Origin of the sequence: Paraburkholderia sediminicola (assembly GCF_046027355.1) — a bacterium.
In the GTDB taxonomy this organism is placed as follows: domain Bacteria; phylum Pseudomonadota; class Gammaproteobacteria; order Burkholderiales; family Burkholderiaceae; genus Paraburkholderia; species Paraburkholderia sediminicola_B.
In genome coordinates this window covers 321,109-346,011 of record NZ_JAQQEK010000003.1, presented here as the reverse complement: position 1 = coordinate 346,011, position 24,903 = coordinate 321,109, and the positions used below count along the sequence as shown (strand labels likewise).

Annotated in this window: 23 protein-coding genes; 11 read left to right on the top strand and 12 right to left on the bottom strand. The window is 63.9% G+C overall.

Features of this window, described 5'->3' with window-relative positions:
* The first annotated feature begins 8 nt into the window (after positions 1-8).
* Positions 9-926, top strand: coding sequence for a 5-dehydro-4-deoxyglucarate dehydratase (gene kdgD, locus PQR42_RS07475; protein ID WP_408383220.1), 918 nt, complete (start codon positions 9-11; stop codon positions 924-926).
* A 152-nt stretch (positions 927-1,078) separates the two neighbouring features.
* On the opposite strand, the gene PQR42_RS07470 is transcribed toward kdgD, so the two are convergent.
* The 3 genes from PQR42_RS07470 to PQR42_RS07460 form a co-directional block, all read right to left on the bottom strand.
* The gene (locus PQR42_RS07470; protein ID WP_408383650.1) at positions 1,079-2,587 is read right to left on the bottom strand and encodes an MFS transporter; all 1,509 of its coding nucleotides are present in this window, start codon (positions 2,585-2,587) and stop codon (positions 1,079-1,081) included.
* A gap of 301 nt (positions 2,588-2,888) precedes the next feature.
* A complete protein-coding gene (locus tag PQR42_RS07465) occupies positions 2,889-3,344 on the bottom strand; it encodes a type II 3-dehydroquinate dehydratase (RefSeq protein WP_408383222.1) in 456 nt (151 codons plus the stop codon).
* Positions 3,345-3,405: 61 nt separating this feature from the next.
* Positions 3,406-4,782, bottom strand: a complete 1,377-nt coding sequence (locus PQR42_RS07460) for an MFS transporter (RefSeq protein WP_408204489.1) — start codon at positions 4,780-4,782, stop codon at positions 3,406-3,408.
* Positions 4,783-5,017: 235 nt separating this feature from the next.
* On the opposite strand from PQR42_RS07460, the gene PQR42_RS07455 reads away from it, so the two are divergent.
* The gene (locus PQR42_RS07455) at positions 5,018-5,800 is read left to right on the top strand and encodes an IclR family transcriptional regulator (RefSeq protein ID WP_408383225.1); all 783 of its coding nucleotides are present in this window, start codon (positions 5,018-5,020) and stop codon (positions 5,798-5,800) included.
* On the opposite strand, the gene PQR42_RS07450 is transcribed toward PQR42_RS07455, so the two are convergent.
* From PQR42_RS07450 to PQR42_RS07435, 4 genes are all read right to left on the bottom strand, one after another.
* Positions 5,774-6,880 (bottom strand): SDR family oxidoreductase, encoded by a 1,107-nt coding sequence (locus PQR42_RS07450; protein WP_408383227.1) that lies wholly within the window; start codon positions 6,878-6,880, stop codon positions 5,774-5,776. The two genes, PQR42_RS07455 and PQR42_RS07450, sit on opposite strands and share 27 nt — an antisense overlap.
* Positions 6,881-6,931: 51 nt before the next feature.
* Positions 6,932-7,795, bottom strand: a complete 864-nt coding sequence (locus PQR42_RS07445) for an intradiol ring-cleavage dioxygenase (protein WP_408383229.1) — start codon at positions 7,793-7,795, stop codon at positions 6,932-6,934.
* A 107-nt stretch (positions 7,796-7,902) separates the two neighbouring features.
* Entirely contained in the window at positions 7,903-8,580 is a 678-nt protein-coding gene (locus PQR42_RS07440) for a hypothetical protein (protein WP_408204493.1), read from the bottom strand.
* 227 nt (positions 8,581-8,807) lie between these two features.
* Complete coding sequence (locus PQR42_RS07435; protein WP_408383231.1) at positions 8,808-9,686, bottom strand: SDR family oxidoreductase; 879 nt, start codon at positions 9,684-9,686, stop codon at positions 8,808-8,810.
* 117 nt (positions 9,687-9,803) lie between these two features.
* Between PQR42_RS07435 and PQR42_RS07430 the strand changes: the two genes are divergently transcribed.
* Entirely contained in the window at positions 9,804-10,688 is an 885-nt protein-coding gene (locus PQR42_RS07430; protein ID WP_408383233.1) for a LysR family transcriptional regulator, read from the top strand.
* Positions 10,689-10,744: 56 nt separating this feature from the next.
* Here PQR42_RS07430 and PQR42_RS07425 read toward each other — a convergent pair whose 3' ends face one another.
* Positions 10,745-11,377, bottom strand: a complete 633-nt coding sequence (locus PQR42_RS07425) for a Vgb family protein (protein ID WP_408383235.1) — start codon at positions 11,375-11,377, stop codon at positions 10,745-10,747.
* A gap of 32 nt (positions 11,378-11,409) precedes the next feature.
* Positions 11,410-12,630 (bottom strand): helix-turn-helix domain-containing protein, encoded by a 1,221-nt coding sequence (locus PQR42_RS07420; protein WP_408383236.1) that lies wholly within the window; start codon positions 12,628-12,630, stop codon positions 11,410-11,412.
* A 106-nt stretch (positions 12,631-12,736) separates the two neighbouring features.
* Between PQR42_RS07420 and PQR42_RS07415 the strand changes: the two genes are divergently transcribed.
* The 3 genes from PQR42_RS07415 to PQR42_RS07405 all read left to right on the top strand — a co-directional run bounded on the left by PQR42_RS07415 (position 12,737) and on the right by PQR42_RS07405 (position 16,663).
* Complete coding sequence (locus PQR42_RS07415) at positions 12,737-13,504, top strand: DUF899 domain-containing protein (RefSeq protein ID WP_408383238.1); 768 nt, start codon at positions 12,737-12,739, stop codon at positions 13,502-13,504.
* A gap of 204 nt (positions 13,505-13,708) precedes the next feature.
* On the top strand, positions 13,709-15,346 hold the full coding sequence (locus tag PQR42_RS07410) for a methyl-accepting chemotaxis protein (RefSeq protein WP_408383652.1): 1,638 nt from the start codon (positions 13,709-13,711) through the stop codon (positions 15,344-15,346).
* Between the two features lie 258 nt (positions 15,347-15,604).
* The gene (locus tag PQR42_RS07405; protein WP_408383240.1) at positions 15,605-16,663 is read left to right on the top strand and encodes a porin; all 1,059 of its coding nucleotides are present in this window, start codon (positions 15,605-15,607) and stop codon (positions 16,661-16,663) included.
* 60 nt (positions 16,664-16,723) lie between these two features.
* Here PQR42_RS07405 and PQR42_RS07400 read toward each other — a convergent pair whose 3' ends face one another.
* Positions 16,724-18,070, bottom strand: coding sequence for a PQQ-dependent sugar dehydrogenase (locus PQR42_RS07400; RefSeq protein WP_408383242.1), 1,347 nt, complete (start codon positions 18,068-18,070; stop codon positions 16,724-16,726).
* Between the two features lie 175 nt (positions 18,071-18,245).
* Here PQR42_RS07400 and PQR42_RS07395 point away from each other — a divergent pair, with 175 nt between their 5' ends.
* Positions 18,246-19,139 carry an SDR family oxidoreductase gene (locus PQR42_RS07395; protein WP_408383244.1) on the top strand — a complete coding sequence of 298 codons (894 nt, stop codon included), beginning with the start codon at positions 18,246-18,248 and terminating at the stop codon, positions 19,137-19,139.
* Between the two features lie 226 nt (positions 19,140-19,365).
* The gene (locus PQR42_RS07390) at positions 19,366-20,073 is read left to right on the top strand and encodes a dienelactone hydrolase family protein (protein WP_408383654.1); all 708 of its coding nucleotides are present in this window, start codon (positions 19,366-19,368) and stop codon (positions 20,071-20,073) included.
* Between the two features lie 154 nt (positions 20,074-20,227).
* Here the strand turns inward: PQR42_RS07390 and PQR42_RS07385 are convergent, their stop codons facing one another.
* The gene (locus PQR42_RS07385; protein WP_408204502.1) at positions 20,228-20,335 is read right to left on the bottom strand and encodes an SDR family oxidoreductase; all 108 of its coding nucleotides are present in this window, start codon (positions 20,333-20,335) and stop codon (positions 20,228-20,230) included.
* A gap of 127 nt (positions 20,336-20,462) precedes the next feature.
* Between PQR42_RS07385 and PQR42_RS07380 the strand changes: the two genes are divergently transcribed.
* The 3 genes from PQR42_RS07380 to PQR42_RS07370 all read left to right on the top strand — a co-directional run bounded on the left by PQR42_RS07380 (position 20,463) and on the right by PQR42_RS07370 (position 24,105).
* Positions 20,463-21,362 carry a LysR substrate-binding domain-containing protein gene (locus PQR42_RS07380; protein WP_408204503.1) on the top strand — a complete coding sequence of 300 codons (900 nt, stop codon included), beginning with the start codon at positions 20,463-20,465 and terminating at the stop codon, positions 21,360-21,362.
* Positions 21,363-21,438: 76 nt separating this feature from the next.
* Positions 21,439-23,025: an alpha/beta hydrolase family protein gene (locus tag PQR42_RS07375; RefSeq protein WP_408383245.1), complete on the top strand. Its 1,587-nt coding sequence runs from the start codon at positions 21,439-21,441 to the stop codon at positions 23,023-23,025.
* An 87-nt stretch (positions 23,026-23,112) separates the two neighbouring features.
* Positions 23,113-24,105: a helix-turn-helix domain-containing protein gene (locus tag PQR42_RS07370; protein WP_408383247.1), complete on the top strand. Its 993-nt coding sequence runs from the start codon at positions 23,113-23,115 to the stop codon at positions 24,103-24,105.
* A 54-nt stretch (positions 24,106-24,159) separates the two neighbouring features.
* Here the strand turns inward: PQR42_RS07370 and PQR42_RS07365 are convergent, their stop codons facing one another.
* Positions 24,160-24,762 (bottom strand): phosphatase PAP2 family protein, encoded by a 603-nt coding sequence (locus PQR42_RS07365; protein WP_408383250.1) that lies wholly within the window; start codon positions 24,760-24,762, stop codon positions 24,160-24,162.
* Between the last annotated feature and the right edge of the window lie 141 nt (positions 24,763-24,903).

Below are 24,903 nucleotides of genomic sequence, written 5' to 3'. Positions count from 1 at the left end.
TACACGCCATGACTTCACCTCAAGAACTCAAAGCCATCGTTTCCGAAGGGCTGCTGTCCTTTCCCGTGACCGACTTCGACGCGCACGGCGATTTCCGTGCGGATACCTATGCGAAGCGCCTCGAATGGCTGGCGCCCTACGGCGCGACCGCGCTGTTCGCCGCGGGCGGCACGGGCGAATTCTTTTCGCTGACGAAAAGCGACTACACCAACGTGATCCGCACGGCGACCGAGACCTGCCGAGGCAAGGTGCCGATTCTCGCGGGTGCGGGCGGCCCGACGCGCGTGGCGATCGAATACGCGCAGGAAGCCGAACGTCTCGGCGCAAGCGGCGTGCTGCTGATGCCGCATTATCTGACCGAGGCATCGCAGGAAGGCATCGCGGCGCACGTGGAGCAAGTGTGCAGGTCGGCGCCGAACATCGGCGTGATCGTCTACAACCGGGCGAATTCGAAGCTGAACGCGGACATGCTCGAACGTCTCGCGGACCGGTGCCCGAACCTGATCGGCTTCAAGGACGGCGTGGGTGAAATCGAAGCGATGGTGACGATTCGCCGCCGCCTCGGCGACCGTTTTTCGTATCTCGGTGGTTTGCCGACCGCTGAAGTTTATGCGGCGGCTTATAAGGCGCTGGGCGTGCCGGTGTATTCATCGGCGGTGTTCAACTTCATTCCGAAGACGGCGATGGAGTTTTACCGCGCGGTCGCTGTCGACGATCATGCAACGCAAGGCCGATTGCTCGACGAATTCTTCCTGCCATATCTGGCGATCCGCAATCGTCGCGCGGGTTACGCGGTGAGCATCGTGAAGGCGGGCGCGAAGCTGGTGGGCCACGATGCTGGTCCGGTCCGCGCGCCGCTGACCGATCTGACCGAAGAAGAGTTGGCGCAACTCGATGCGCTGATCAGGAAGCTCGGCGCGCAATAAGCAGGCGCTGGATTTCTGCGAATACAACGCAGCCATGCACCTGCGGCGTTCGTCTTAACGGTTGGGACCGGCCGCTGTGATCCGAACGCAATCACAGCGGCCGAAAAGCGCAACGTGGCCCACGCGACATGTGCTCAATCCGGCCAATGCGTTCAACTCTTGCGAAACACCACGTGCGAAATCCGCTGCACGAGCAGCGCGGCCGCCAGCGCCGCCACCGCCGTCAGCCACACGCCGATATGAATCGACTGCACCAACGCGTCGCGCGCCGTGTCGATCAAGGCGAGCGTATTGAGCCCTGACGGCTTCGTATCCGCGATCAGCTTCAGGCGCGACGCCTCATCGATAAGAATGCGCAGGTCGACAAAGCGAGGCCGCCATTGCGACGCGGCCGGCTCGCCGAGCACACTCATCGTGCGCGTGATCACGTCGCGGTAATGATGCTGCACCACGGTCGCGACAATGCTCGTGCCCAGCATCCCGCCTACCATGCGCGTGGATTGCAGCAGCGCCGTCGTGATGCCGAAGCGCTCGCGCCCGGCGATCTCCTGGCCGAACACATTCAGATTGTTGAGAATGAAACCGAGGCCGATACCGACTGCGGCCATCGGCAATTCGATCCACACGTGCGGCGTGTCCGGATTCGCAAACGCCAGCGCGATCGACGCGAACAGCAGCAGCGCGAAGCCGATCGACAGGATCTGCGTCGGCTTCTTCATGTGAATCACGATGCGCGTATTCAGCAGACTGCCAAGCGCGATACAGGCGGCTATCGGCGTGGCGAGCAGGCCGGCCTGTTGCGGCGACAGTCCGAAGCCGCCTTGCAGCAGCAGCGGCGCGAAGAAGATCAGCGAGAACATCACGAAGCCCGACAGCATGCCGAGCGTGAACAGCGTGACGAGTTGCGGGTCCTTGAACAGATCGAGCGGAATGATCGGATGCGTGGCGCGCTTCTCGCAGATCAGCAGTGCGATCGTGCCCACGATCACACAAGCGGCCAACGTGAGATTGCCGGCGGTCAGGCCGTTTTTCGGCACGGCTTCGATAAAAGCCTGCAGACCGCCGAGCACGGCGGCGACCAACGCCGCGCCGAGCCAGTCGATTTTGACTTCGCCTTCATGAGGGCGCCGGAAGCTCGGCAGATGCGCCCAGATGAAATAGAGCGCCGCCGCGCCGACCGGCAAATTGATCAGGAAGGTCGAACGCCAGCCCCAGTGTTCGCTCATCCAGCCGCCGAGCGACGGTCCCGCCGCGGTGCCGATGCCGTACGCGGCCGCCATCACCACTTGCCAGCGCACTCGCGCGCGCGGATCGGGAAACAGATCGGGTATCGACGCGAACGCCGTGCCGACCATCATCCCGCCGCCGACGCCTTGCAAGCCGCGGGCGATGACGAGAAACAGCATGTCGTTCGCGACGCCGCAGAGCACCGACGCCACCGTGAACGTGATGACCGCGGCGATCACGAAACGCTTGCGGCCGAAGTAGTCGCCGAGCCGCCCGAACACCGGCACGGTGACCACCGAAGCCAGCAGATAAGCACTAGCAATCCACGCGTAGTACTCGAAGCCATGCAACTCGGCGACGATGGACGGCAGCGCGGTGCTGACGACCGTCTGATCGAGTGCGACCAGCATGTTGACGAGGCCGATGCCGAGCATGGCGAACAGGGCGTTGCGGAACGGCAGGGCAGTGGCAGTCGGGTTCACGGATCTGAGGGAAAGCTTTGCAAGGTGGACGCTGCGCGGCCGGCGCAGGTCAGGGTCTTGACGACTGATGTCCTCTAGTTGTCTGACCTCTTGGAAGGGATTATACGGGTTTCCCCTTAGCCAAAACTATTCTCTGGAATTTCAGGGCAAAAAAATGCCGTGCGCAGCGGGCACGGCATGGTGGGTGGGCGAGGCGGCAAGGGGCGTTCGAGTTACGCGCGGGCCAGTCGGCCCGCGCCTGCAGCCTGCAGCCTCAACCGAAATTCGGACTTTTCCCGAGTGCCATCGCCATCGCTTGCAGCGCGACAAGATACCCGTTCGCGCCAAGTCCGCAAATCACCCCAGTCGCCGCGCGCGAGACCAGCGAATGGCGATACGTTTCATCGCGTTTGTGAATGTTGGTGATGTGCAGCTCGATCAACGGTCGCTCGATCAGCTTGACCGCGTCGAAAACCGGCACCGACGCGAACGAAAAGCCCGCCGGATTGATGATCACCGCGGCGTCGCGCTCGAACGCTTCCTGCAGCCAGTCGACCATGGTGGCCTCACTGTTGGTCTGGCGGAACTCGCATTGAAGTTCCAGCCGGACCGCGAGCGCCTCCACCTGCTGCTGGATTTGCGCCAGCGTGGTCGTCCCATACAGATGCGGCTCACGCTTGCCGAGCATGTTGAGGTTCGAGCCATTCAGTACATATACGAGTTCAGTCATTGTTCGGTCGCCTGTCTGCAAAAATTCGATGATTCAGTGTCACGCCGGAGCGCCGCGCGTATTACGTGCGATGGCTGTTGCTCACGGCCGCCGGCGTAAAGTCCGCTTCGCCCGTGACGGCCGCCGTCGAGTCGGTGCGGTTCATGTCGATGCCGAGGGTTTCGCGCGCCGTGAGGATCATCACCAGCGAAATCACGTTGAAGACCACGCACACGGCGACGACGCCCCACGGCGAGCCGTTGCACACGGCAAAGAGCCACACGGCCAGCACCGGCATCGGACCGCCCGCCACCAGGTTCGCACCGGTGTAAGCGAGCGCGGAGCCGGAGTAACGCACATTGGTCGGAAACGCTTCGGCGAACGCGACCGGCTGAATGCCGCTTTGAAACTGCGTGAAGCCGAGGAAGAAGCCCATCGCCGCGAGCATCGGTACAAAGCTTTTGGTGTCGAGAATCTGGAAATACACGAAGAGCATCAGCAAGGTCGCGGTCGAGCCGATCGCGAGCGCCTTCTTGCGGCCGATCTTGTCGCTCAGCATGCCGCCGGCAAGCGCGCCGACGATCGCGCAGACATTGGCGCCCATCAGCAGAAGAAAACCGGTTTGCTTGGGGATAGCGAGCGTCTTCGTGATGTAGCTGAGCGAGAACACCACGATCAGGTAGAAGATCGCGGCGGGTCCGCAGAAGAACAGCATCCAGCGCAGAACCGTTCTCCAATGCAGGCGCAATGCATCGCGCAGCGGACTGCCCACGTGCACGACTTCCGTTTTACGCAGCGCCACGAAGGCGGGCGTCTCGCTGACTCGCAAGCGGATATACACGCCGACGATCACGAGAATGAAGCTCAGCACGAACGGGATGCGCCAGCCGTACGAATCGAAAGCCTGCGCCGACATCGTGGACGACAGCAGAAGCAGCACGCCGTTGGCCATGATCTGACTCAGCGGCGAACACAGGCCCAGCAGCCCGGAGTACTTGCCGCGCCGGTCGGCGCTGGCGTGTTCGATCGCCATCAACTGCGCGCCGGTCGACTCGCCGCCCAGCGCGAAGCCTTGCAGAATGCGCAGCAGCACCAGCAGGACGGGCGCCCATACGCCGATGCTCGCGTAGGTCGGCAACAGACCCATCAGCATCGAGGCGAGGCCCATCACCGTGACGGTGCCGAGCATGAGGTTGCGTCGCCCGAGCTTGTCGCCCAAATGGCCGCAGATGATCGCGCCGAGCGGCCGCGCGGCGAGCCCCACACCGAAGGTCGCAAGCGATGCAAGCAGAGCGGACGTCGAGTCCATCGAGGGGAAAAACAGCTTGGGCAAAACCGTGGCGGCCAATGCGCCGTAAAGCGTGAAGTCGAACCACTCGAGCGCGGTGCCGACGGCCGCCGCCGTGACCGCCCGCGTGCGCATCGCGGCATGCGTGCCTTGTTGCGTTTCCTGAATCATGTTGTCTCCTTAACCGTCGCCGCACGGGATGCAGGTCGCAAGCGATGAGCGCTGCCAACCGTTTCCCGCTCGCTTGTCTGATCGATGAACTCGGGGCGCTTCGAATCGCTGTGCGCGTCGCGCCGCCTTGAAACCAAGGTTAGCACCCTTGGGTGGGATGCCGTTCCAGGGTGGAATTTGATCCCATAATGTGCAAAACTGCCTGCGCAAACCCCCGAAAAAGACGGAGACCGGCATGCCAGGCGTCACGGAGCGCACCCTCGCGGTACTCGAATTTCTCGCCACGCAAATGGAGGGAACGCCGCTCGCGATGATCGCGGACGAACTCGATATCCCGCGCAGCGCATGTCATCGGCTACTCGTCGATCTGAAGCAATGCGGTTATGTGCGGCAGTTGCGCGAGCATGGCGACTACGTGCTCACCACCAAGCTCGTCGGCTTGGGGCTCGGTTTTCTCGCGACGTCCGGCATCGTGGACATTGCGCAGACGATGCTCGACCGGCTCGCCGAGACATCCGGCGAACTGGTGCGGCTGGCAATCGTGGACGGCGACCGGCTGACGTGGGTCGCGAAGGCGCAGGGCGCGCTGAAGGGTCTGCGCTACGACCCGGACATGGGCATGGACACGATCCTCTCGTGCAGCGCCACGGGCCACGCATGGATGATGACCATGACCGACGAACGCGCGCTCGAACTCGTCTCGCGCCAGGGCTTTGGGCAGCCGAAGCAATACGGTCCCAACGCGCCGACCACGATCAGCGCACTGCTGAAGTTCGTGCACGCCGCGCGTGAACGAGGCTACGCGACAATCAACGAAGTCTTTGCCCCCGGCATGACGGCAATGGCCGCACCCGTGCAGCGGCGCGGCTATCCCGCCATGGGCGTGATCAGCATTGCCGGGCCGCTCGTGCGGCTGGACGAAAAACGCATGGCCAGCCTCGGCTCGACACTGCTCGCGGCCGCTTCGGAACTCGCGGCCGCGAGCCACGCGTCACCGCTGTTCAATCGAGGCCGCTAGCCGCGTGCGCGTATCGCTGGGAATGATGCGCTCCGCCTTCAACCGGTCGAACAGCGCGAAGAAGGCGTCGGGCGTGCTCTGATAATCGAGGAAGCCTGCCTGCCGGCTCTTGGTCATATCCGTGAGCACTTCCATCGGGCGGCCAAGGTCCGCGTCGGTGTGCCACCACGAGGCGAGCTTGCCGATGTCGGCCTCCTTCAGATCGAAGCGCGCGGCGATCTCGGCCCATGCCTTGCCGGCGTCCTGCATGCGGCCTTCCAGCGGACGTGCTTCGCCATCGAACGGTACCGCTTCGATACCGAAGTAGCCGGCGATTTGCGACCACATCCATTTCCAGCGGAACACATCGCCGTTGACCACGTTGAAGTCTTCATTGCGCGCTTTCGCTGACGTGGCGGCCCACTCTAGGTGGCGCGCGAGCAGCCGCGCGTCGGTCATGTCGGTGAGGCTGTTCCATTGCGCCTCGGATCCAGGGAAGACGAACGGCTGGCCGGTCTGCTTGCACAGCGTCGCGTAGACGGCGAGCGTCACGCCCATGTTCATTGCGTTGCCGAGCGCGAAGCCGATGATCGTGTGCGGACGATGCACGCTCCAACTGAAATCGTAGCGCTGCGCGGCGTCGAATAAACGGTCTTCCTGCTCGTAGTAGAAGTTGTCGACCGGCTGGCGGCCCTGCTCCTCGCGAAACGGTGTGATGGGCACCGCGCCGGTCGCATACGCTTCGAACGGGCCGAGGTAATGCTTGAGTCCTGTCACGAGCGCGGCATGCTCGAGTGTGCCTGACGGACCTACGGCGTCCATCACATGACGCACCATCGCGCCATTCACGCGGATGTTGTCTTTCTCCGTGGCCTGGCGCGACCACGCGGTCAGGAACACATGACTGAACGCTTGGCCGGCGAGTGCCTCGCTGACGGACTCGGCCGACTGCAGATCGGCCGTAATCGATTCAATCGCCGGCGACACCGGCGTGCGTCCGCGCGAAAGTCCGGCGACGTGCCAGCCGTTCGAAAGCAACTGGTCCGCAAGATTACCGCCGACAATGCCGCTCGCGCCGATGATGAGTGCTCGTTTTTCCATGAGAGTAAAGCTCGGTAAGGGATGGTTGCTGCGATAGGAAAGTGACCCGCGTCACGCGGATCGGTTCAGCACGAAGTCGAATTCGAGCGTGCTGAACGGCGTAGTCATGGACGTACCGTCCGTCGCCGTGCCTGCCTCATGGTGCTTCCACTGTGCGACGAGCGATGAGCGAACGCCGAACACCGCGTCCGAATCGAGGTACTTATCGCCTTCGCGGAACACGTGGGTCACGAGGCGCTCATAGCCCGGCGCCGTGATCATGAAATGCAGATGGGCCGGACGCCACGGATGCCGGCCGAGCGCCGCAAGCATGCGCCCGACCGGTCCGTCGTGTGGAATCGGATAAGGCTCGGCGACGATGGAACGGAAGTGATAGCGCCCGTCGTCGAGACTATGGAGCACGCCTCTGGCGCGATGCGTGTCGTCGCCGGCGTGTTGCACATCATAGAAACCGTCCGCGTCGGCTTGCCAGACTTCGATGCGTGCATTGGCCACCGCTTCGCCGTCCGCTCCCTTGACGGTTCCCGACACGAAGCAGGGCTCGCCGCGTGCGCCGTTCGATACGTCGTCGCCGTTTCGATAGGCGGGCGCGCCTTCGACGAAGAACGGCCCGAAGACCGTCGCTTCCGTGCAGCCCGGCGGCTTGCGGTTCGCCATTGCGGTGACGAGCATCGATAAGCCGAGCGTGTCCGAGAGCAGGATGAATTCCTGGCGTTTGTCGTCGGTGATATGGCCGACGTCGGTGAGGAAACAAATGCCCTGTTCCCATTCGTTCTCGGTCAGATTCACCTCGCGCGCGAACGCATGCAGATGCTGCACGAGGCTCGTGACGATGGTTTTCAGCCGCTCGTCGCCCGCGTGCGCGTGGCGCGCCAGAACCGCTTCGGTGATCGTATTTTCGTCGAGATTGCGCATGACCGTGGCGTCTCCATCCTGTCGGTCATGCGATTATCGGCTTGTTTGGAGGCGGGCGCAGGCAAGCGGGTTGCGCTGCGCGCGCCGTTCGGATTTACAGCTTGAAATTAGTGGTTATTCCACCATTCGGTGGCTTTCTGTTTATCCCAGGCGGGCAGCACTTCACGATCAATCGACGCATTGGTCAGCGCCGGGAAGTCCTTTTTGAATGCCGTCACGTCGTCGTCGAACTGGTCAGTCACGCTGATGTCCCACGTCCCGCCGCTGAAACCGGCGACCGCCTGATCAACCAGCGGAATGACCGGCCCCGCGCGCAATTCACCGTCTTTACGTTCGACGATCGTGGCGTCGATATGACCGAGATACACGATCGAATTCGGCTTGATTTCGACCACTTCGTGAAGCGGCGTAAAGAACATGCCGTGGAACGGGAATATGCCGCTTTGACCGGTAATGCCGCGCATCACATATTTGCCCGGCGCCAGCGGAAGGCGAATGAAATAATGATTACCCGTGTCGCTCGTCGTGGTGGCCTGATCGTCGAATTTGAAATTCAAACGGTCTTCGCGCGAGTCGGCCGCGCCGCGCTCCATATGCACGACGATAGGACTCGGCTGATAACTCGTGTGATAAGCGTTCTTGAGCGTCACCGTCATTAACGCATACGAGTTTTTCGTGGTGTCGACCGAACTCGTCGATGTGGTCGGCGACATGGTGGAAACAGTCGCGCAGCCTGACGTCAATAACGTGCCGGCAATGGCAAAGAGTGCGATGTACTTTTTCATTACGGATTGAAGGGAGTGTGGTTTGTACTTGGGCCAAAATTAGCGTTGTTTATGCGGCGTGAATGATGTGACACACGGAGCATGCCGTGTAAACGACAGCGCGAGAGAAAAACTTGAGCGTGTTTTTAAATTGATGGCTTTAGAAACTCCGACAGTCAATCCGCTTATTCAAAAGCAGCAGTACGTTGAATCGGGCAACCCATTGCCGGGTCGCCCGATTCAAACGCTCAACCCTTCGCCCAGGCCGCCGCCATGTCCGCCGCGAAGCCCCGATAAGATCGCGGCTGCCGGCCGAGCAACGTCGCGAGATGATCGATTTGCGCTTGCGATGCGACCGCGCCGTCCTGTTGATAGCGGCTCATCATCAGGCGCATGTCGTAAGCGAGCCAGCCCGGCGCGGCCGCTTTCAAACGCTGTTCCAACACGTCGAGGTCGTCGCCGCCGTAGCGCACGCTGCGTCCCAGCGCTTCAGCCCAGATCGACACCACGCTTTCCGACGTGATCGCGTCGGGGCCGACCAGTTCATACGTCTCGCGCGGCAAGCCGCTTGCGGCCCGCTCGCGGCGCAGCAGTTCGCGCGCGGCGGCCTCGCCGATATCGCGCACGTCGACCATCGAAATACCTTTGGCGCCGATCGGCATGCCGTACACGCCGTGCGTCAGCAGCGGCTCTTTCTGGCGCACGTCGTTCTGGATGAAATACGCGGGGCGCAACACGGTGGCCGGCAGATCGCAGTGCTCAATCATGCGCTCGACCGTATGCTTGCCGGTGAAGTGCGGCACGTCGACATACTCGGCGCCCTTGAACACCGACAGATACACCACGCCTTTCACGCCGGCTTCACGCGCCACGCTCAGGGTCTGCAGCGCTTGTGTCAGTTCGTCCGGGGCATTGGGTGCGAGCAGGAACAGCGTGCTCACGCCGCTCATCGCGCGGCGCAATCCGTCCACGTCGGACAGGTCGCCCTGGACTGCGGTGACGCCGCCCGGGAATTGCGCTTTTTCCGGCGTGCGAGTCAGCGCGCGCACTTGGGCGCCACTGCCCGCCAGATGTTCGAGAACCTGCTTGCCGACTACGCCGGTACTGCCGGTTACGAGGATTGCCATGACTTTCTCCTTGGGGTTGGATGGGCTGAACGTCAGCCCGTGGACACACAATAGATGTTCCATTTGAGTAGCGAAAGTGCAAAAATCCAGACACTTCGTCTCATATTTGGAACGATCATGGATTTGACGTCGCTCGCCGATTTCAATGCGGTGGCGCTGCACGGCGGCTTCGGCCCGGCCAGCCGGGCGCTCGACCGCCCCAAGGCCACGCTGTCGCGGCGGGTGGCGGAACTGGAGGAAACGCTTGGCGTGCGGTTGATCGAGCGAGGCTCGCGCACGCTGCGGCTGACCGAAGAAGGTCTCGTGCTGCACGAGCGCACGCGGGGATTGATGGCGGAAATTCAGGAGGCGGGTGAGGCGGTGGCGTCGCGCGCGCCGGTGCCACGCGGACGATTGCGGATCAGCGCGCCGGTCGTGTTCGCGCACGTGGTGCTGGTGCGAATCGCGACGCGTTTTGCGTTGGCGTATCCGCAGGTCGAACTCGAAGTGGTTGCGGAAGACCGCGTCGTCGATCCGGTGGAGGACGGCTACGACCTGGTTATCCGCATCAATCCATCGCCTGACCAGCAACTCGTGGGGCGGCGCATTCTCGGCGACGAACGGCTCGTGGTCGCTGCGCCCACGATGTCGATACCTTCCCAACCCGCCGGCGACGCTGCCGCGTTGGCGGTGCCCGCGGTCGTGTTGGTGGCGGCATCGGCGGGTGCGAGTTGGAGCGTGCGCACGGAAGGCGGAGTGAGGGCGCTTGCGCCGATGCCGGTGCTGCGGCTCTCATCGCTGCTGATGGTGCGCGACGCGGTGCTCGATGGGGTGGGCGTGGCGCTCTTGCCTAAATTGCTGGTCGAGCAGGATGTGACGGCGGGACGGCTCGTGTGTTGGGGTGTAGCGGATGGGCCGCCGGTTGAGATCTGGGCGCTGTACAACTCGCGGCGGTTGCTAAGCGCGAAGGTGCGGGCGTTCATGGATCTGCTGCAGGACTTGCCGGGATGCGAGCGCAAATAGGCTGATGCAGATGCCGATTGCGGCTTGCTTTTGCAATCGGCGCCCACCGCACAATCTCACTTAGGCCGGCGCACCGCACGCACCTTGCCGCTGCTCCCGCCGCCGCAAAAGAACCGATCGCCGCCATCGGATTCAAGCCCCGACACGCTGACACCAGACGGCATCTCCAGTCGCTCCTGAACTTCGCCAGTGCGCGGATCGATGCGCCGCAATTCGCTTTCATCGCCCTCCCACGTGCCGTGCCAGAGTTCACCGTCGACCCAGGTGACGCCGGTCACGAAGCGATTGGACTCGATAGTGCGCAAAATCGCGCCCGTCTGCGGATCGACTTGATGGATCTTGCGCTCCCGATACTGTCCGACCCACAACGTCCCTTCGGCCCACGCGAGGCCCGAGTCGGCGCCGCCACCCGGCGCGGGAATCGTGGCGAGCACGCGGCCGGTCTTGGGATCGATCTTCTGGATACGGTCCTCGGCGATCTGGTACAGGTGTTGGCCGTCGAAGGCCGTACCCGCGTGCGCGGCGACGTCGATCGAGCGGACCGTCTTGCCGCTCTCCGGGTCGAGCGCGTTCAACGCGTCGCCCGTCGCGAACCAGACGTGCTGGCCGTCGTACGTCACGCCATGCACCCGTTCCACACCCGCAAAGGGTCCGTACTCGTTGATGATTTCGGCGGCTGATCGTTTCATGGTTTGTCCCTCGTGGTTGTCGTGTTGCCATCCTAATCAACCGGCAACGGAGCGGGGAGTAACAAGGTCGTCGTGAATCCGGGCACGGGCGGCGTCATCCAGCGGCGCGCCCGCCCTCGGCCCAGCGATTGCACCTTGCCTTGCGCCGCGAGTGTATCGAGGGTCCGCTGCACGGTGCGCTGGCTCGCGCCGAGCGCCAGCGCGAGGGCCGAACTAGCCCACGACTCGCCGTCGGCGAGCAAGGCAAGCACGGGCGCATGCTTGTCCTCGACGGGCCGCGCCAGCACGACCACCTCTTGCGCATGTCGCGGCACCAGCGCGAACCCGCGCCGCGTCGCGCTCACGCTGGCCACGGCGCGAAGCACCGAACGCAGCCGCCCGAGTTCGACCCGCAGGCGCGCGCGATGCGATTCATCGGCGACCTTGGCCCTGAAGGCTCGCGCGACGAGCACGTCGCGCGACACGTCCTTCGGCCATGCTTCGGCCAGCGCACGGGCAAGCACGAACAACACCGGGCGGCTGGCGAGCGAGATCACCTCGCCCGCGTCGCGCACAACATGACGGCACGCGTCCACGATCAATGCCTTCGATGCCAGCAGCGCTTCCACCTCGTCGAGCAGCAACGGTCGTTCCTCACCACGCGCGAGCAGTCGCGCCGCCGGTGCGTTCAGAACGAGTGCGGCGTTGTCGACCTCCGTTATCAGCGCAGGGATACCCGCGAGACCCGCTGCGCGCCGGGCTCGTTCGAGCGCGGCGCGCGCCGCTTTGGTCTGAAGACGGCGCAGCGCGACACCCGCCACGACCAGCTCGTGCGCGGTTCTCAAAGACGGTGGGAACGGCGTGGGATCGAGCCCGGCGAGCGCGCGTTCGGCTTCGTCGAGACGGCCGATCAGCAGCAGGCGCCGCACCGCGAGATAGCGCGCATGAGCGGCGTTGAGCCGGTCGCCATGCGCTTCGAGCGTGGCGCGTGCGGCGTCCAGGGCCTTGGTGGGCCAGTTCAGATCGCGCGAGACGAGCGCGATCTCGGCCTCGGCGACGATACACCGCGCACGAGCCACCGGCTCTCTCGCACCGAAGGCACGCGCGGCGCTTCGCACGAGCGCCTTCGCCCGCACCAGATCGCCGAGCTGCGCCATGGCGATGCCGCGTAACGCGAGCGCGGGCGCGTCGTCGCGCAAGGCGACGCGATTCAGCGCGCCGAGCGGATCGCCCGCGGCGAGCGCGCGCGCCGCCGCCGTGACTAGCGAGTCCATGGTCCAGGCGATTCACGCCACACTTGTCACTCCCGTCGTTCGAAGCCCGGGGCTAATCTAGCACGACCAACCCACAGCACTTCGCATAGCGAAGCAAGGAGGCAACATGACGACGAAACACAGCATCGGCACACGGGAAGAATGGCTGGCCGCGCGGCTCGAACTGCTCGAAGCGGAAAAGGCGCTCACGCGGCAGAGCGACGAACTGGTCCGGCAGCGGCAGGCGCTGCCCTGGGTCCGAATCGACAAGGCATACCGGTTCGAGACCGATGAAGGCAGCGCCTCGCTGGCCGATCTCTTTCAAGGACGCTCGCAGTTGCTCGTCTATCACTTCATGTTCGGTCCGGACTACACCGCGGGCTGCCCATCGTGTTCGGCGGTCGCGGACGGGTTCAACGGCTCGGTGGTCCATCTGGCGAATCACGACGTTGCAATGACGGCGGTATCGCGGGCGCCGCTCGCGAAGCTGCAAGCGTACAAGCGGCGCATGGGATGGACGTTTCCGTGGGCGTCGTCGGCCGGCAGCGACTTCAACTTCGACATCAACGTCTCGTTCACCGAGCAGCAGCAGCGCGAGGGAAGCGTCGAATACAATTTCCAGCGCGGCGGCCATGCGATGGATGCGACGCCTGCGCCGGCGCCCGTGGTCGAGTTCGCGGCCGCCTGCGGAACCGACGCGCCGACGTATTCACTCGACAGGCCCGGCATGAGCGCGTTCTTGCTCGAAGACGGCGTCGTTTACCACACGTATTCCACTTACGGACGCGGCGTGGACGCGCTGTGGGGCATGTATCAGTGGCTCGACCGCGCGCCCAAGGGACGCAACGAAACGGGTGTGTGGTGGCGTCGGCATGACGAGTACGAGAAGCACTGAGGCAACTGCGGGCCGAACGCATTGCGGTAGCTCAGGCTCACTCACTCCTCGCAAAGGGTTTCTCTCTACACAAAACATGCACGCGATTGCCGATAAATGAATCGGGTGGTCGCATTCATGCAACGGCGCGCCGATTCCAATATCGGCACCTGTTGCCATGATGCGGCCCGGCTCGATCATTCGATACCGATGTGGGGCGCGTGCATGGTCCGATTCAGTTTCACACAGAAGCTCTGGCTGCCGCTGGTCGTCAGCCTCGTGGCACTTCTCGCCGTGTCGGTGTCGGCGGCGTGGCTATCGCGGCAGACCCGCATCGAGGAGCGCAAAAACGATCTGGTGAATGTGGCGCATGTCGGGCTCAGTATCGTGACGGAATATGCGGCGCTGGCGCAAAGCGGCGCGCTCAGCGAAGCGGACGCCCGCCGGCAGGCGCTCGAACGGCTGCGCGGCATACGTTACGGCGAGGACGGCTATTTCCTCGTCATCGATTCGACACCGCGCATGGTCATGCATGCGATGAAGCCCGCGTTGAACGGCAAGGATCTTGCCGGCACCGCCGATGCAGACGGCCGTCACCACTACGTGACATTCGCAGCGGTCGCGCAGGCGCCGAATGGCGGCTTCGTCGACTACGTGTTCCCGCATCCGCAGGACCCGCCCGCTGCCGCAGTCGGCAAGATCGGCTACGTCGTGCGTTACGCGCCGTGGGACTGGATCATCGCAACGGGCGCTTACGTGGACGATATCGACGCCGCGTTCAAGGAGTCGCTGTATTTCGTCGGCGGAATCTTTGCCGTCGTGGCGCTGCTGCTCTCCGCGCTTGTCTCGCTGACCAATCGCAGCATCCAGCGCACGATCGGCGGCGATCCGGCCTACGTCGCGCAAGTGGCCGGCGAAATCACGCAGGGCAACCTCGCCATTCCTATCGAGCTCCGTCACGGCGACGACTCGAGCTTGCTGTACACGATGCAGCGTATGCGCGACGCGCTCGCCCACACGATCGAACAGATCAAGGGCGCAGCCGACAAGGTGGCGACGGGCGCGCGCGAGATTGCCGGCGGCAACTCGGATCTGTCGGCGCGCACGGAGAATCAGGCGGCGTCGCTCGAGGAGACCGCGGCAAGCATGGAGCAAATGACAGCGATGGTGCGACAGACCGCGGAGAACGCTCAGACAGCGAGCCAACTGACCGCCGGCGCGGAGCAGATCGTCAATCGCGGCGGCGAGATGGCGGCGCAAGCGGTATCGACGATGCAAGAGATATCGACGGAATCGCACAAGATGGTGGAGATCATCTCGGTCATTGAAGGCATCGCCTTTCAGACCAATATTCTCGCGCTGAACGCGGCGGTGGAAGCGGCCCGGGCCGGCGATGCAGGGCGGGGTTTCGCGGTCGTCGCCGGCGAGGTTCGCACGCTCGCGCAGCGCAGCGCGGCGGCCGCGAAGGAAATCCGGACGCTGATCAGCCGCGCGGTCGACAAGGTAGGCACCGGCGCCGAGTTCGTCGGGCAAACCGGCGCGACGATTCACTCCGCGCGCGAGGCCATTGCGAAAGTGTCGGGCGTCATGCGCGATATCGCGGCGGCGGCCGCCGAGCAAAGCGCCGGCATCGATCAGGTCGGCGACGCCGTCGCTCAGATGGATAGCGTGACGCAGCAAAACGCGGCGCTCGTCGAGCAGGCCGCGGCGGTGGCGCAGACGCTGACTGAACAGGCGCGGCTGCTGCAGGTGTCGATCAGCCAGTTCAACTTGCAGCAGCAGGCTTCCGGTGAGGAAGCCGGGCCGTTGCGGGTCCATACGTCGTCGGCGAAAGAAGCACGCGGATTCGCAGCCGTCGTTTGAGCGTTGTTCCCCCATGGACGCACCTGAACGCTCCGAATTAAGAGCGCTGAAAATTGCAAACCGGCTCAGGTCTGTTATGTTCGCTGCTGGACGGTTCAATGCCTGTTCACATCCCACTCGTGATTCGGCGGCGAGCGTCCTGTCTCAACATGGCAGAGCTTCGTTCCCGGAACACACGTTCGACGTGCCTATGGAGGACTGCATCTGGTCGGTGCCGCGAAAACTTCACTCGACAAGCCGCGACGAAAGTGGGATCCGGTGGCGCAGGTCGCCGCCTGGAGCCATCGCGTGGGCTGGCGCGCGGGCATAGGCGGCGCGGCGCTGCTATTTTGCTTGCAGAGCGTGGCGGCCTCCGATGGCGGCGCGGGCACCGTCACGCTGTATGGCGTGCTGGACACCAGTCTCGAAGTCACCGATCCGGGCTCCGGCTGGACCCCGCGTCTGGACTCGGGTGCCTATCGCGGTTCGCGGGTCGGCTTGCGGGGCAGCGAGCCGCTCGGCAACGGCACCGACCTGCTCTTCACGCTGGAAAACGGCTTTAGCTCGGCCGACGGCACGCTTCAGACTCCGGGTGTGCTATTCAACCGCCAGGCGTGGATCGGCGCGCGCAACGCCTGGGGCGAGGTGCGTTTCGGCCGGCAATATTCGCCCATCTATATCCCGTTCAAGGGCGACCTGGATGCGTTCGGCGCCGGCACGATCGCGTCCGGACTGAACAACCTGTCGAAGATCACACCCTACGCCAGCAACGCGATCGAGTATCTGTCGCCGGTCGTCGGCGGATTCAGCGCGACCGTCATGACGGCCACGCGCGATCCGTCGGAGAACGACGGCAACGGTATCGACGGATACTACGTCACCGCCACTTATCAGCTCGACAACCTCAGGTTGTTATACGCGCATCAGCAGACGCACGGCGCCAGCGCGCTGCGGGCGAATCTCGGCGGCGCGACGTACGCGATCGACAAAGTGCGGGTGTGGCTCGCGTTCTTCAACGGCGATGGCGGCACGCCGCTCTATCACGGCGCGGGCGGATCGCTCTCGGCGCAATACAGCTTTTCCGCGAATGCGCGCGCGTCGCTGGGCTATGCGCACGTGCGCGACTATACCGGCGCCGGCGCAAGCGCCGACCAGTTCAGCATGGCGTTCGAATACAACGTTTCGCGTACTTTGCTGTTCTATTTCAGCGCGGCGTATCTGGCGAATCACGACGATGCCAGCTTCACCCTGCGCGGCGTCAACGTGACCGGGCTGCCGGTCGCGTATCCCGGCGCGCCGGTCAAGGGTGTACAGCTCGGCGTGCTGGAGCGGTTCTGACTTGCGCGACTAGGGTGGATCATCCGTTGTTATGCCGGCAAGCGGATGGCGGATCCGCTGTCATTGAACTGGCGGCGTGCCAACTGCCGCGCCGGTATCGGTGCGCGGGGCCACGCGCCAGACCGTATTACCGACGTCGTCCGCCACCAGCAGCGCCCCACGCTTATCCAGCGCGACGCCGACTGGCCGACCCACGGCGTGACCATCGGCGGTCAGAAAGCCGCTCAGGAAATCTTCCGGCGCGCCCGCGGGTTGGCCTTTGACGAATGGGATGAACACCACCTTGTAGCCGCTATACGGCTTGCGATTCCATGACCCATGCTGACCGACAAAAGCGCCGCCGCGGTAATGCGCCGGGAACAGCGTCCGGTCGTAAAAAACCAGCCCGAGCGACGCCGTATGGTTGCCGAGCGCATAGTCCGGTGCGATTGCCGTGGCGACCAGGTCGGGGCGTTGAGGTTTGACGCGCGTGTCGACATGCTGGCCGTAATAGCTGTAGGGAAACCCGTAAAAAGCGCCGTCTTTCACGGCAGTCATGTAATCCGGCACGAGGTTGTTGCCCAGGTCGTCCCGCTCGTTGACTGCGGTCCACAGCGCGCCGCTCTCCGGCTGCCAGGACAGTCCGTTGGGGTTGCGCAAGCCTGTCGCGAAGGGCCGCATCTGGCCGGACGCCACGTCGAATTCGAGAATCCGTGCGCGGTCCGCTTCGGCCTCGGCGCCGTTTTCTCCCGCGTTGCTGTTCGATCCCACCGTCACGTAGAGGTGCTTGCCCGAACGGTCGGCCAGGATGTTTTTGGTCCAGTGATGATTAATTGGGCCAGCCGGCAAATCAGCCACCTTCACGCCAGGCGTGTCGATGTGGGTCGCGCCGGGCGTGTAGTCGAAGCGCAGAACGGCGTCCGTATCGGCGACATAGAGTTGGTTGCCGATCAGCGCCATCCCGAACGGCGAGTGCAGGTCACGGAGGAACACGGTCTGTTGATCGGCGACGCCGCTGCCGGTCGTATCGCGCAATAGCACGATGCGGTCGGGGCTCGGCGTGCCCGCTCCCGCGCGTTTCATGACCTGTTTTCTAATCCAGCCGAATACGCCGCTACCTTCGTCGTGCTGCTTGGGTGCATTGCTTTCCGCCACGAGCACGTCGCCGTTCGGCAACGTGTAGAGCCAGCGAGGGTGAGTCAGCCCGCGGGAGAATTCTGTCACGACAAAGCCGTTTGGCGCGGTTGGGAGAAAGTCGGCGGCCCGCGACTGAACGGGCGCGATATTGACCGTGGTAATCAGCGACGACTCCGGCGCGGGCAATACCGGTGAAGGGCCAAAGCCGGTATCGGTGGGACTCGACGGTCCTGCCGCGCACGCGGCGAGCGGCAGCAGCATGAATAAGGCAAAGCGGTTTAATTGACGCATCCCGCGCTCCGGACATTGAAGATGCACGACCCATCTTTGGTGAGAGCAGCAAGATGCTTGCCTGACATCTGAATGGCTGATCCTGTTAGTGCGTATACCCCTAAAACGTCACTACTTCACCTCTGAAGGAAACCCGTCGATAGTCGACCTTCGTTTTCAACTGGAGGGTCTTACGATGCGCGTCTTTGTTACCGGAGCGACAGGATTCGTCGGCTCCGCCGTGGTTGCCGAACTCATTGCCGCCGGACATTCCGTACTCGGCCTTGTACGTTCGGACGCCGCAGCCGAGTCTCTGGCCAGGACCGGAGCGGAGGTCCAGCGCGGTTCGCTCGAGGACCTCGATAGCCTGAAAGCCGGGGCGGCCGCTGCGGACGGCGTGATTCATACGGCGTTCAATCACGACTTCTCCCGATTCGCGGAGAACTGCGAACTGGACCGGCGCGCCATCGAAGCGCTCGGCTCCGTGCTCGTCGGCACGGAACGTCCGCTGCTCGTCACGTCCGGGGTCGCGCTGCTGGCGTCGGGCCGCCTCGCGACCGAGGACGATGCGCCGGTTCCACGCTCCGACGCCTATCCTCGCGTGTCGGAGGCGACGGCCGCGTCGCTGGCGGCGCGTGGCGTGTGTGCGTCGGTGGTTCGTCTGCCGCCCTCGGTGCATGGCGACGGCGACCATGCCTTCGTTCCACATCTGATCGGCCTGGCGCGCGAAAAGGGCGTCTCGGCGTACGTCGGCGAGGGCCTCAACCGCTGGCCCGCCGTGCACCGGCTCGACGCCGCGCGCGTCTACCGGCTCGCGCTCGAACGCGCCGTCCCCGGTAGCCGGTATCACGCCATTGCCGAAGAAGGTGTGCCGTTCAAGGAGATCGCCGGTGTGATCGGCCGACGCCTGAACGTGCCGGTCGTCGCGCAATCCGTTGATGAGGCGGCCGACCATTTCGGCTGGTTCGCGCTGTTTGCCGGGATGGATGCTTCGACTTCGCGCGAGCAGACGCGCAAGCTGCTGGACTGGGAACCGAAGCAGCCGGGCTTGATCGCCGACCTCGACCGGCCGCGCTATTTCCAGACCTGAGGCGCAACCTGCCGCTCTGCCTTTTTGATGGCCGTGGATTCCATTGACGAAGCGGCGCGGCTTTTCATGGCGTTGCAACTCGACCAGGTCAAGCTGGTGCTGAGCGGCAAAATCCTTCGCTGCACGACGCGCTGTTCGCATCGGCCGGCCGGACGCGGCAGTGGGCGAGCAGAACCTGCCACGCTGGGACTATGCTAGCGACTTCGTCTACTTCGAGGAGCAACTGATGAAACAGGCAGCAGGTTCGATGATCACCTTTAGCCGGCCCGACGGCCAGCAGATCCAGGGCTATCTGGCCAAGCCGGAGAAGCTGGAGGGCGCACCCGCCATCGTCGTGATTCAGGAGTGGTGGGGCGTCAACGAACAGATTCGCGGCGTCGCGGACCGGCTCGCGCAGGCCGGCTATCTGGCGCTGGTGCCCGATCTCTTTCGAGGCAAAACGACGGTGGAAGAGGAAGAAGCCCACCATCTGCTCGACGGGCTCAATTTCGGCGACGCCGCGACTCAGGATGTGCGCGGCGCTGTCCAGTATCTGAAGCAGCACGCGACCAATGTCGGCGTGACGGGCTTTTGCATGGGCGGCGCACTGACCTTGCTCGCGCTGTGCAATATCCCCGAAGTGTCGGCCGGCGTGGTCTGGTACGGTTTCCCACCGCTGGAATATATCGACGCATCGAAAATCAAGGCGCCGCTGATCGGTCACTGGGCGACGCAAGACGAGTTCTTCGTGTCCGAAACGGTCGACGCATTGGAAAGCAAACTGAAGGACGCGGATGTCGACGTCGAGTTTCATCGCTATCTCGCACACCACGCGTTCGCGAACGAAACGGCGGTCGGCCCGGGCCGTATCCCCAGGACGCAGTTCGATTCGGTGTGGTCGCAATTGGCCTGGGATCGCACGCTGACGTTTTTCGGCCGCACTTTGTGGAAGTAAGCGGCTCGCTTGCCGCTTGAGACGCGCTCCGTCCGGCTAACCGGGCGTCGCGCGCCGGGTCGCGCCGGTGAAGTCTTCGGGTGTACCGCCACGTATGGGCGGCACTCCAGAAAGTCTTCCCGGCGAGATCGCAAACAGAATCGCCTTCACGGATTCAGAGCTTCGAACCGCCGTCGACATGCAACGTCTCGCCGGTAATCCAGCGAGCGGCATCCGAGACGATAAAGGCCACCGCGCCGCCGATATCATGCGGTTGCGCCACGCGTTTCAACGTCTGTATAACCCAGCGTCATCGCGCGCCGCGAGCGATGACAGCAGCACCACGCTGATGGGCATGCCTGTCAGGCATACCATGCAAAGAAGACTCAAACAGAATCCAAAGAGGTTTTATGGAGCTTCGACATCTGCGGTACTTCGTGGCGGTCGCCGAAACGGGCAGCCTGACGGTGGCGGCGGAACGGCGTCTGCATACGTCGCAGCCGTCGCTGAGCCGCCAGATTCGCGATCTTGAAGACGAAGTCGGCGCCGAGCTGTTCAGCCGCAGCGCGCGCGGTGTCGAGTTGACCGCGGCGGGCAAGGCTTTCCTCGACCATGCGCGGCTCGCGCTGTCGCAAGTCGACGCCGCCACCGAAGCCGCGCGCCGAGCCGCGCGGCCCTCCAAACAGGTTTTCGCGCTGGGATTTCTGACCGGCGAGGAAATGACATGGCTGCCGCGTGCCATGCAGGTCTTGCGCGACGAACTGCCGAATATCGACGTCACGGTGTCGAGCCACTATTCGCCGGACCTCGCCGACGCGCTCGCGCGCGGCAAGCTCGACCTTGCGTTCCTGCGCGCCGAACCGGGCTTCGATCTGGACTATCGGGCAGTCAGCAGCGAGAAGCTCATCGTGCTCATGCCGAGCGACCATCGCCTCACCGAGCGAAGCGCGATCCGTCCAGAGGATTTTGCCGGCGAGACGTTCATCATGGCGTCGAACAAGGCGCGCGTACTGCACGACGTGATCCAGCGCTATCTGGACGAAAACGGCATCACGGTCGCGCCCGAACATGGCGTCGACAACCTGGCCATGGCGATGTCGCTGGTCGCGTCCACGCGCGGGCTCGCGCTGATGCCCGAGTATGCGACCAACCTGCTGCCGTGGTCGGTGGTCTGCCGGCCGTTGGAAGGCGAGACGCCGACTATCGATCTCGTGATCGGCTATAGCAGGTCGAATACATCGCCGGTGCTGAAGCTGTTTCTTTCGAGGGCCGAAGAGCTGATGGCGCATGTCGAGGACCCATCGCGCTGAGTCGACCCGTTTACCTATACTCCTCTCACTCTGCAAGGCCGCCACTCGTCGTCATACCAACAAGACGGAGCCTCACATGTGGGTAGCTATCCGAAACGCGGCCCTCGGGTTGCTGGCATGTTTCGCCTTGGGCGCCTGTGCTGGTGCGCCTGCCGATTCCCGGTGCGGCGAAGCGTGCAATTCCCGCGGCCAGCTTCTCGATCACCGTGTCACGTCGACGCTGAGCGCCGCGGCGTTTTCGAAATTGCTGGCGTCGAGCGCGGGCGGCCGGCGGCTCGCGCAGATTGCCGGCGCACCCGCGTGCGACATCGAGATCGTGAGCTTTCGTTACCGGACCATCGGCGGCGCGGGCGAGCCCACTAACGCGAGCGGTGCCTTGATGATCCCGTCAGGGCGTTCGGCGGCATGCAGCAGACCGCTTCCGCTGATGCTCTATGCACACGGCACCACCGCGTATCGCAACTACAACCTCGCCGATATCACGCAAACGGACCCGGGCAACGGCGACGGCGCCGGGGAAGGCGTCAGCGTGGCGGCCATGTACGCGGCGCAAGGCTATATCGTGGTGGCGACCAACTACGCGGGCTACGCCGGCTCCGATCTCCCGTACCACCCCTATCTGAACGCCGACCAGCAATCCGCCGATGTGATCGATTCGCTGCGGGCTGCGCGCGTCGCGCTAGCAGGGATAGAGCCGGAGAGAAAGCCGCGCGAAAACGGCAAGCTGTTCGTCACCGGCTATTCGCAAGGCGGCTTCGTTGCGATGGCGACGCATCGCGCGCTGCAGGCGGCCGGCGTCAAGGTGACCGCATCCGCACCGGGTTCGGGTCCGTACGCACTCGCCGCCACCGCCGACGCGCTCATCGAAGGCGAGGTCAACCTGGGTTCGACGCTCTTCTCGACGCTGATCGTGACGGGTTATCAGCACGCTTACGAGAATATCTACCGCCGGCCCGGCGACTTCTACGAAGCGGCCTACGCGCCGGGTATCGAAACGTTGCTGCCGAGCCTGCAGCCGCTCAATACGCTATTCACCACGGGCAAACTGCCGTCCGCGCATCTCTTCAGCAACGTGCCGCCCGCGCCGCAGTTCGCGGCGATGACGCCGCCTGCTTCACCGCCTTTGACGCCGCCCGCGTTGACACCGTTCTTTGCCGCGGGATTCGGCGATGCCAACCTCGTGCGCAACGCCTATCGCCTGACGCTGCTGGAGGACGCCGCCGCCAATCCCGACGGTGCGTTTCCCAACCCCACAATTGCGATGAAACCGGCCGCGAATCCGCTGCATCCGTTACGCCAGGCGTTCAAGCGCAACGACTTGCGCAACTGGCTGCCGCTTGCGCCGGTACTGATGTGCGGTGGCGAGTCGGATCCCACGGTGTTCTTTTTCAACGCGCGCATCGAGCAGGCGTATTGGCAGAACGCCAAAGTGCCCGCGGGGCTCACCTCCGTGCTGGATGTTGACTCTCCCGTTGTCGGGCCTGACGATCCGTATGCGTCCATCAAGCGGGAGTTCGTGAGTGCGAAGGCGCAGGTCGCGAGTCAGGCCGTGGCCGGCGGTGCGACCGACGGCGGGGCGTCAGCGGTCCTGCGGGCCTATCATGGCCAACTGGTCGCGTCGTTCTGCATGGTGGCGGCGCGGGCGTTCTTCGCCGACTTCTGAGCGCGTGCAAGGCGGAAATTTTGCCCCCGAGCGATGTTCGCGAAGTGCGGCTATCATGCGCAGACAACGAATCTGGCGGGGAAAACCTTGACAACCGAGTCCGTAACGAGAGATGCGGCTCCCGCGGACTGCATCCATAGCCACTTTAGTACGCACCACGAAGCGCCGCGCGCGCAGTTGCCCGCGTGGCGCGACCGTCTGGGCCATTTTCTCGATGTACCCATTTCGCGCCGGCAACTGGCCGACGGCTTCAGTGGCGTGATCGACAGCTACCGCGTGGCCGATCTGGCATTCATGGACTGCCGCACCGATCCGGTCTCGCAGACGCGATCCGTCGCGCGCATTTCCACGGACTCGGTGCGCCAGTTCGTATTCCACGTGGCCGTGGAAGGCACGATCGAAACCGGCACCGGGCCGCATCCGAAGCGCAAGGCCACGCAGTCCACGCCGGGCATTCTCGCGCTCGATATGAACCAGCCCATGCACATGGACCGAAGCGCCTGCCGCGTGCAGGCGCTTTTCCTGCCGCGTGAACTGGTGGAATCCGTTTTGCCGGAAGCGGAGTCGATTCATGGCAGCGTGATCGACTATCACTCGCCGCTTGCGCGCATGATTCCCGGGCAACTCGCCGACCTGTGCCGGAGCTTGCCCACGATGAGCGGGCAGGCGGCGTACGACGCCATCCAGAGTTGTGCATTGCTGATCGCGGCGGCCTTCGGCAAGGAAACCGGTTTGAGCGGCAATGCGCGCGCCGCTGCTCGCACCGCCATGTTTGCTGCGGCGCGTCGTTATATCGATGCCAATCTCGACCGGATGGATCTGACGGCCGACAGCGTGCTCGCCGCATCGCGACTTTCCCGGGCTACGCTTTATCGATTGTTCGAGCCCGAAGGTGGGCTGGCCGCGTACATCCGCAACCGCAGACTGCGCGAAGCCGCCGATGATCTGCATCGATACCGGAATAAAGCGATCGTCGAGATCGCTTATGGCGTCGGCTTTAGTAGCGCGTCGGATTTCACTCGCGCGTTTCGTCGCGCTTACGACATGTCGCCGAGCGATTTTCGGGCGCTGACGCGATAGGGATGCTGGCTTGTCACGGTGGGCGTGAATTCGCGCTTGCGTGTCGAACCATCGCTAAAGCGACAGCCAGCCACGTTCGATCGGCCACGCCAGCAACCTGCGATACAGCGCGACCAGTCCGCGGGTCACGCTCGCGCCGGCGAGCCGCCACAGCGGCGCGACCAACAGGAAGGCCACGCTCGCCACGACGATGGCGCCTGCCATGTCGAGCGGAAAGTGAACGCCGAGAAAGATGCGCGCCCAGCCGACCGCGAGTCCGGACAGCACGATGAGCAAGCTGTACCGTCTCGCACCGCCGATGAGCAAGGTCAGCGCGATGCTCGCGAAGATCGTCCCGTGATCGCTGGGAAACGACGGGTCCGGCGCGTGTTCGAGAAACGTATGGCCGATGCCCATCACGAACGGCCGCGGATGCGGCCACGCCAGACCGATGAGCTGGTTGATGCCGAGCGCGAGGAACGACACGCAGCACGCGCGTAGCGCGGTTTCGCGCTGAGGTTCGTCGCCGGAGAGCCACATCGCGATCAGGCAGAGCGGCACGAGATAGATGACGTAATCGGCGACCGAGCGCGCGAGGTCGAGGTGCCACGCGGGTGTCGACGGCGTGGCGTTGATCATCAGAAAGAGCGCCTGGTTGAACGCTTCGAGTGTATGCATACGGTGTGTTTTTCGATGGACGTCGGCGCCGCTCCGGCGCACTGATGTCGAGCGATGATAACGAGCCAAGCTTAGGAAACGCTTAGCCCGTGTAATCTGTCGATACGGCAGGGCATCATGAACCAACAATCGAAGGAGATG

Bases quoted from the DNA above. Each gene is read 5' to 3' on its own strand.
- kdgD (WP_408383220.1), top strand. From the start codon at position 9: ATGACTTCACCTCAAGAACTCAAAGCCATCGTTTCCGAAGGGCTGCTG.
- PQR42_RS07470 (WP_408383650.1), bottom strand. From the start codon at position 2,587: ATGCTCGGCATCGGCCTCGTCAACATGCTGGTCGCACTCGATCAGACG.
- PQR42_RS07465 (WP_408383222.1), bottom strand. From the start codon at position 3,344: ATGACTGAACTCGTATATGTACTGAATGGCTCGAACCTCAACATGCTC.
- PQR42_RS07460 (WP_408204489.1), bottom strand. From the start codon at position 4,782: ATGATTCAGGAAACGCAACAAGGCACGCATGCCGCGATGCGCACGCGG.
- PQR42_RS07455 (WP_408383225.1), top strand. From the start codon at position 5,018: ATGCCAGGCGTCACGGAGCGCACCCTCGCGGTACTCGAATTTCTCGCC.
- PQR42_RS07450 (WP_408383227.1), bottom strand. From the start codon at position 6,880: ATGGAAAAACGAGCACTCATCATCGGCGCGAGCGGCATTGTCGGCGGT.
- PQR42_RS07445 (WP_408383229.1), bottom strand. From the start codon at position 7,795: ATGCGCAATCTCGACGAAAATACGATCACCGAAGCGGTTCTGGCGCGC.
- PQR42_RS07440 (WP_408204493.1), bottom strand. From the start codon at position 8,580: ATGAAAAAGTACATCGCACTCTTTGCCATTGCCGGCACGTTATTGACG.
- PQR42_RS07435 (WP_408383231.1), bottom strand. From the start codon at position 9,686: ATGGCAATCCTCGTAACCGGCAGTACCGGCGTAGTCGGCAAGCAGGTT.
- PQR42_RS07430 (WP_408383233.1), top strand. From the start codon at position 9,804: ATGGATTTGACGTCGCTCGCCGATTTCAATGCGGTGGCGCTGCACGGC.
- PQR42_RS07425 (WP_408383235.1), bottom strand. From the start codon at position 11,377: ATGAAACGATCAGCCGCCGAAATCATCAACGAGTACGGACCCTTTGCG.
- PQR42_RS07420 (WP_408383236.1), bottom strand. From the start codon at position 12,630: ATGGACTCGCTAGTCACGGCGGCGGCGCGCGCGCTCGCCGCGGGCGAT.
- PQR42_RS07415 (WP_408383238.1), top strand. From the start codon at position 12,737: ATGACGACGAAACACAGCATCGGCACACGGGAAGAATGGCTGGCCGCG.
- PQR42_RS07410 (WP_408383652.1), top strand. From the start codon at position 13,709: ATGGTCCGATTCAGTTTCACACAGAAGCTCTGGCTGCCGCTGGTCGTC.
- PQR42_RS07400 (WP_408383242.1), bottom strand. From the start codon at position 18,070: ATGCGTCAATTAAACCGCTTTGCCTTATTCATGCTGCTGCCGCTCGCC.
- PQR42_RS07395 (WP_408383244.1), top strand. From the start codon at position 18,246: ATGCGCGTCTTTGTTACCGGAGCGACAGGATTCGTCGGCTCCGCCGTG.
- PQR42_RS07390 (WP_408383654.1), top strand. From the start codon at position 19,366: ATGAAACAGGCAGCAGGTTCGATGATCACCTTTAGCCGGCCCGACGGC.
- PQR42_RS07380 (WP_408204503.1), top strand. From the start codon at position 20,463: ATGGAGCTTCGACATCTGCGGTACTTCGTGGCGGTCGCCGAAACGGGC.
- PQR42_RS07375 (WP_408383245.1), top strand. From the start codon at position 21,439: ATGTGGGTAGCTATCCGAAACGCGGCCCTCGGGTTGCTGGCATGTTTC.
- PQR42_RS07365 (WP_408383250.1), bottom strand. From the start codon at position 24,762: ATGCATACACTCGAAGCGTTCAACCAGGCGCTCTTTCTGATGATCAAC.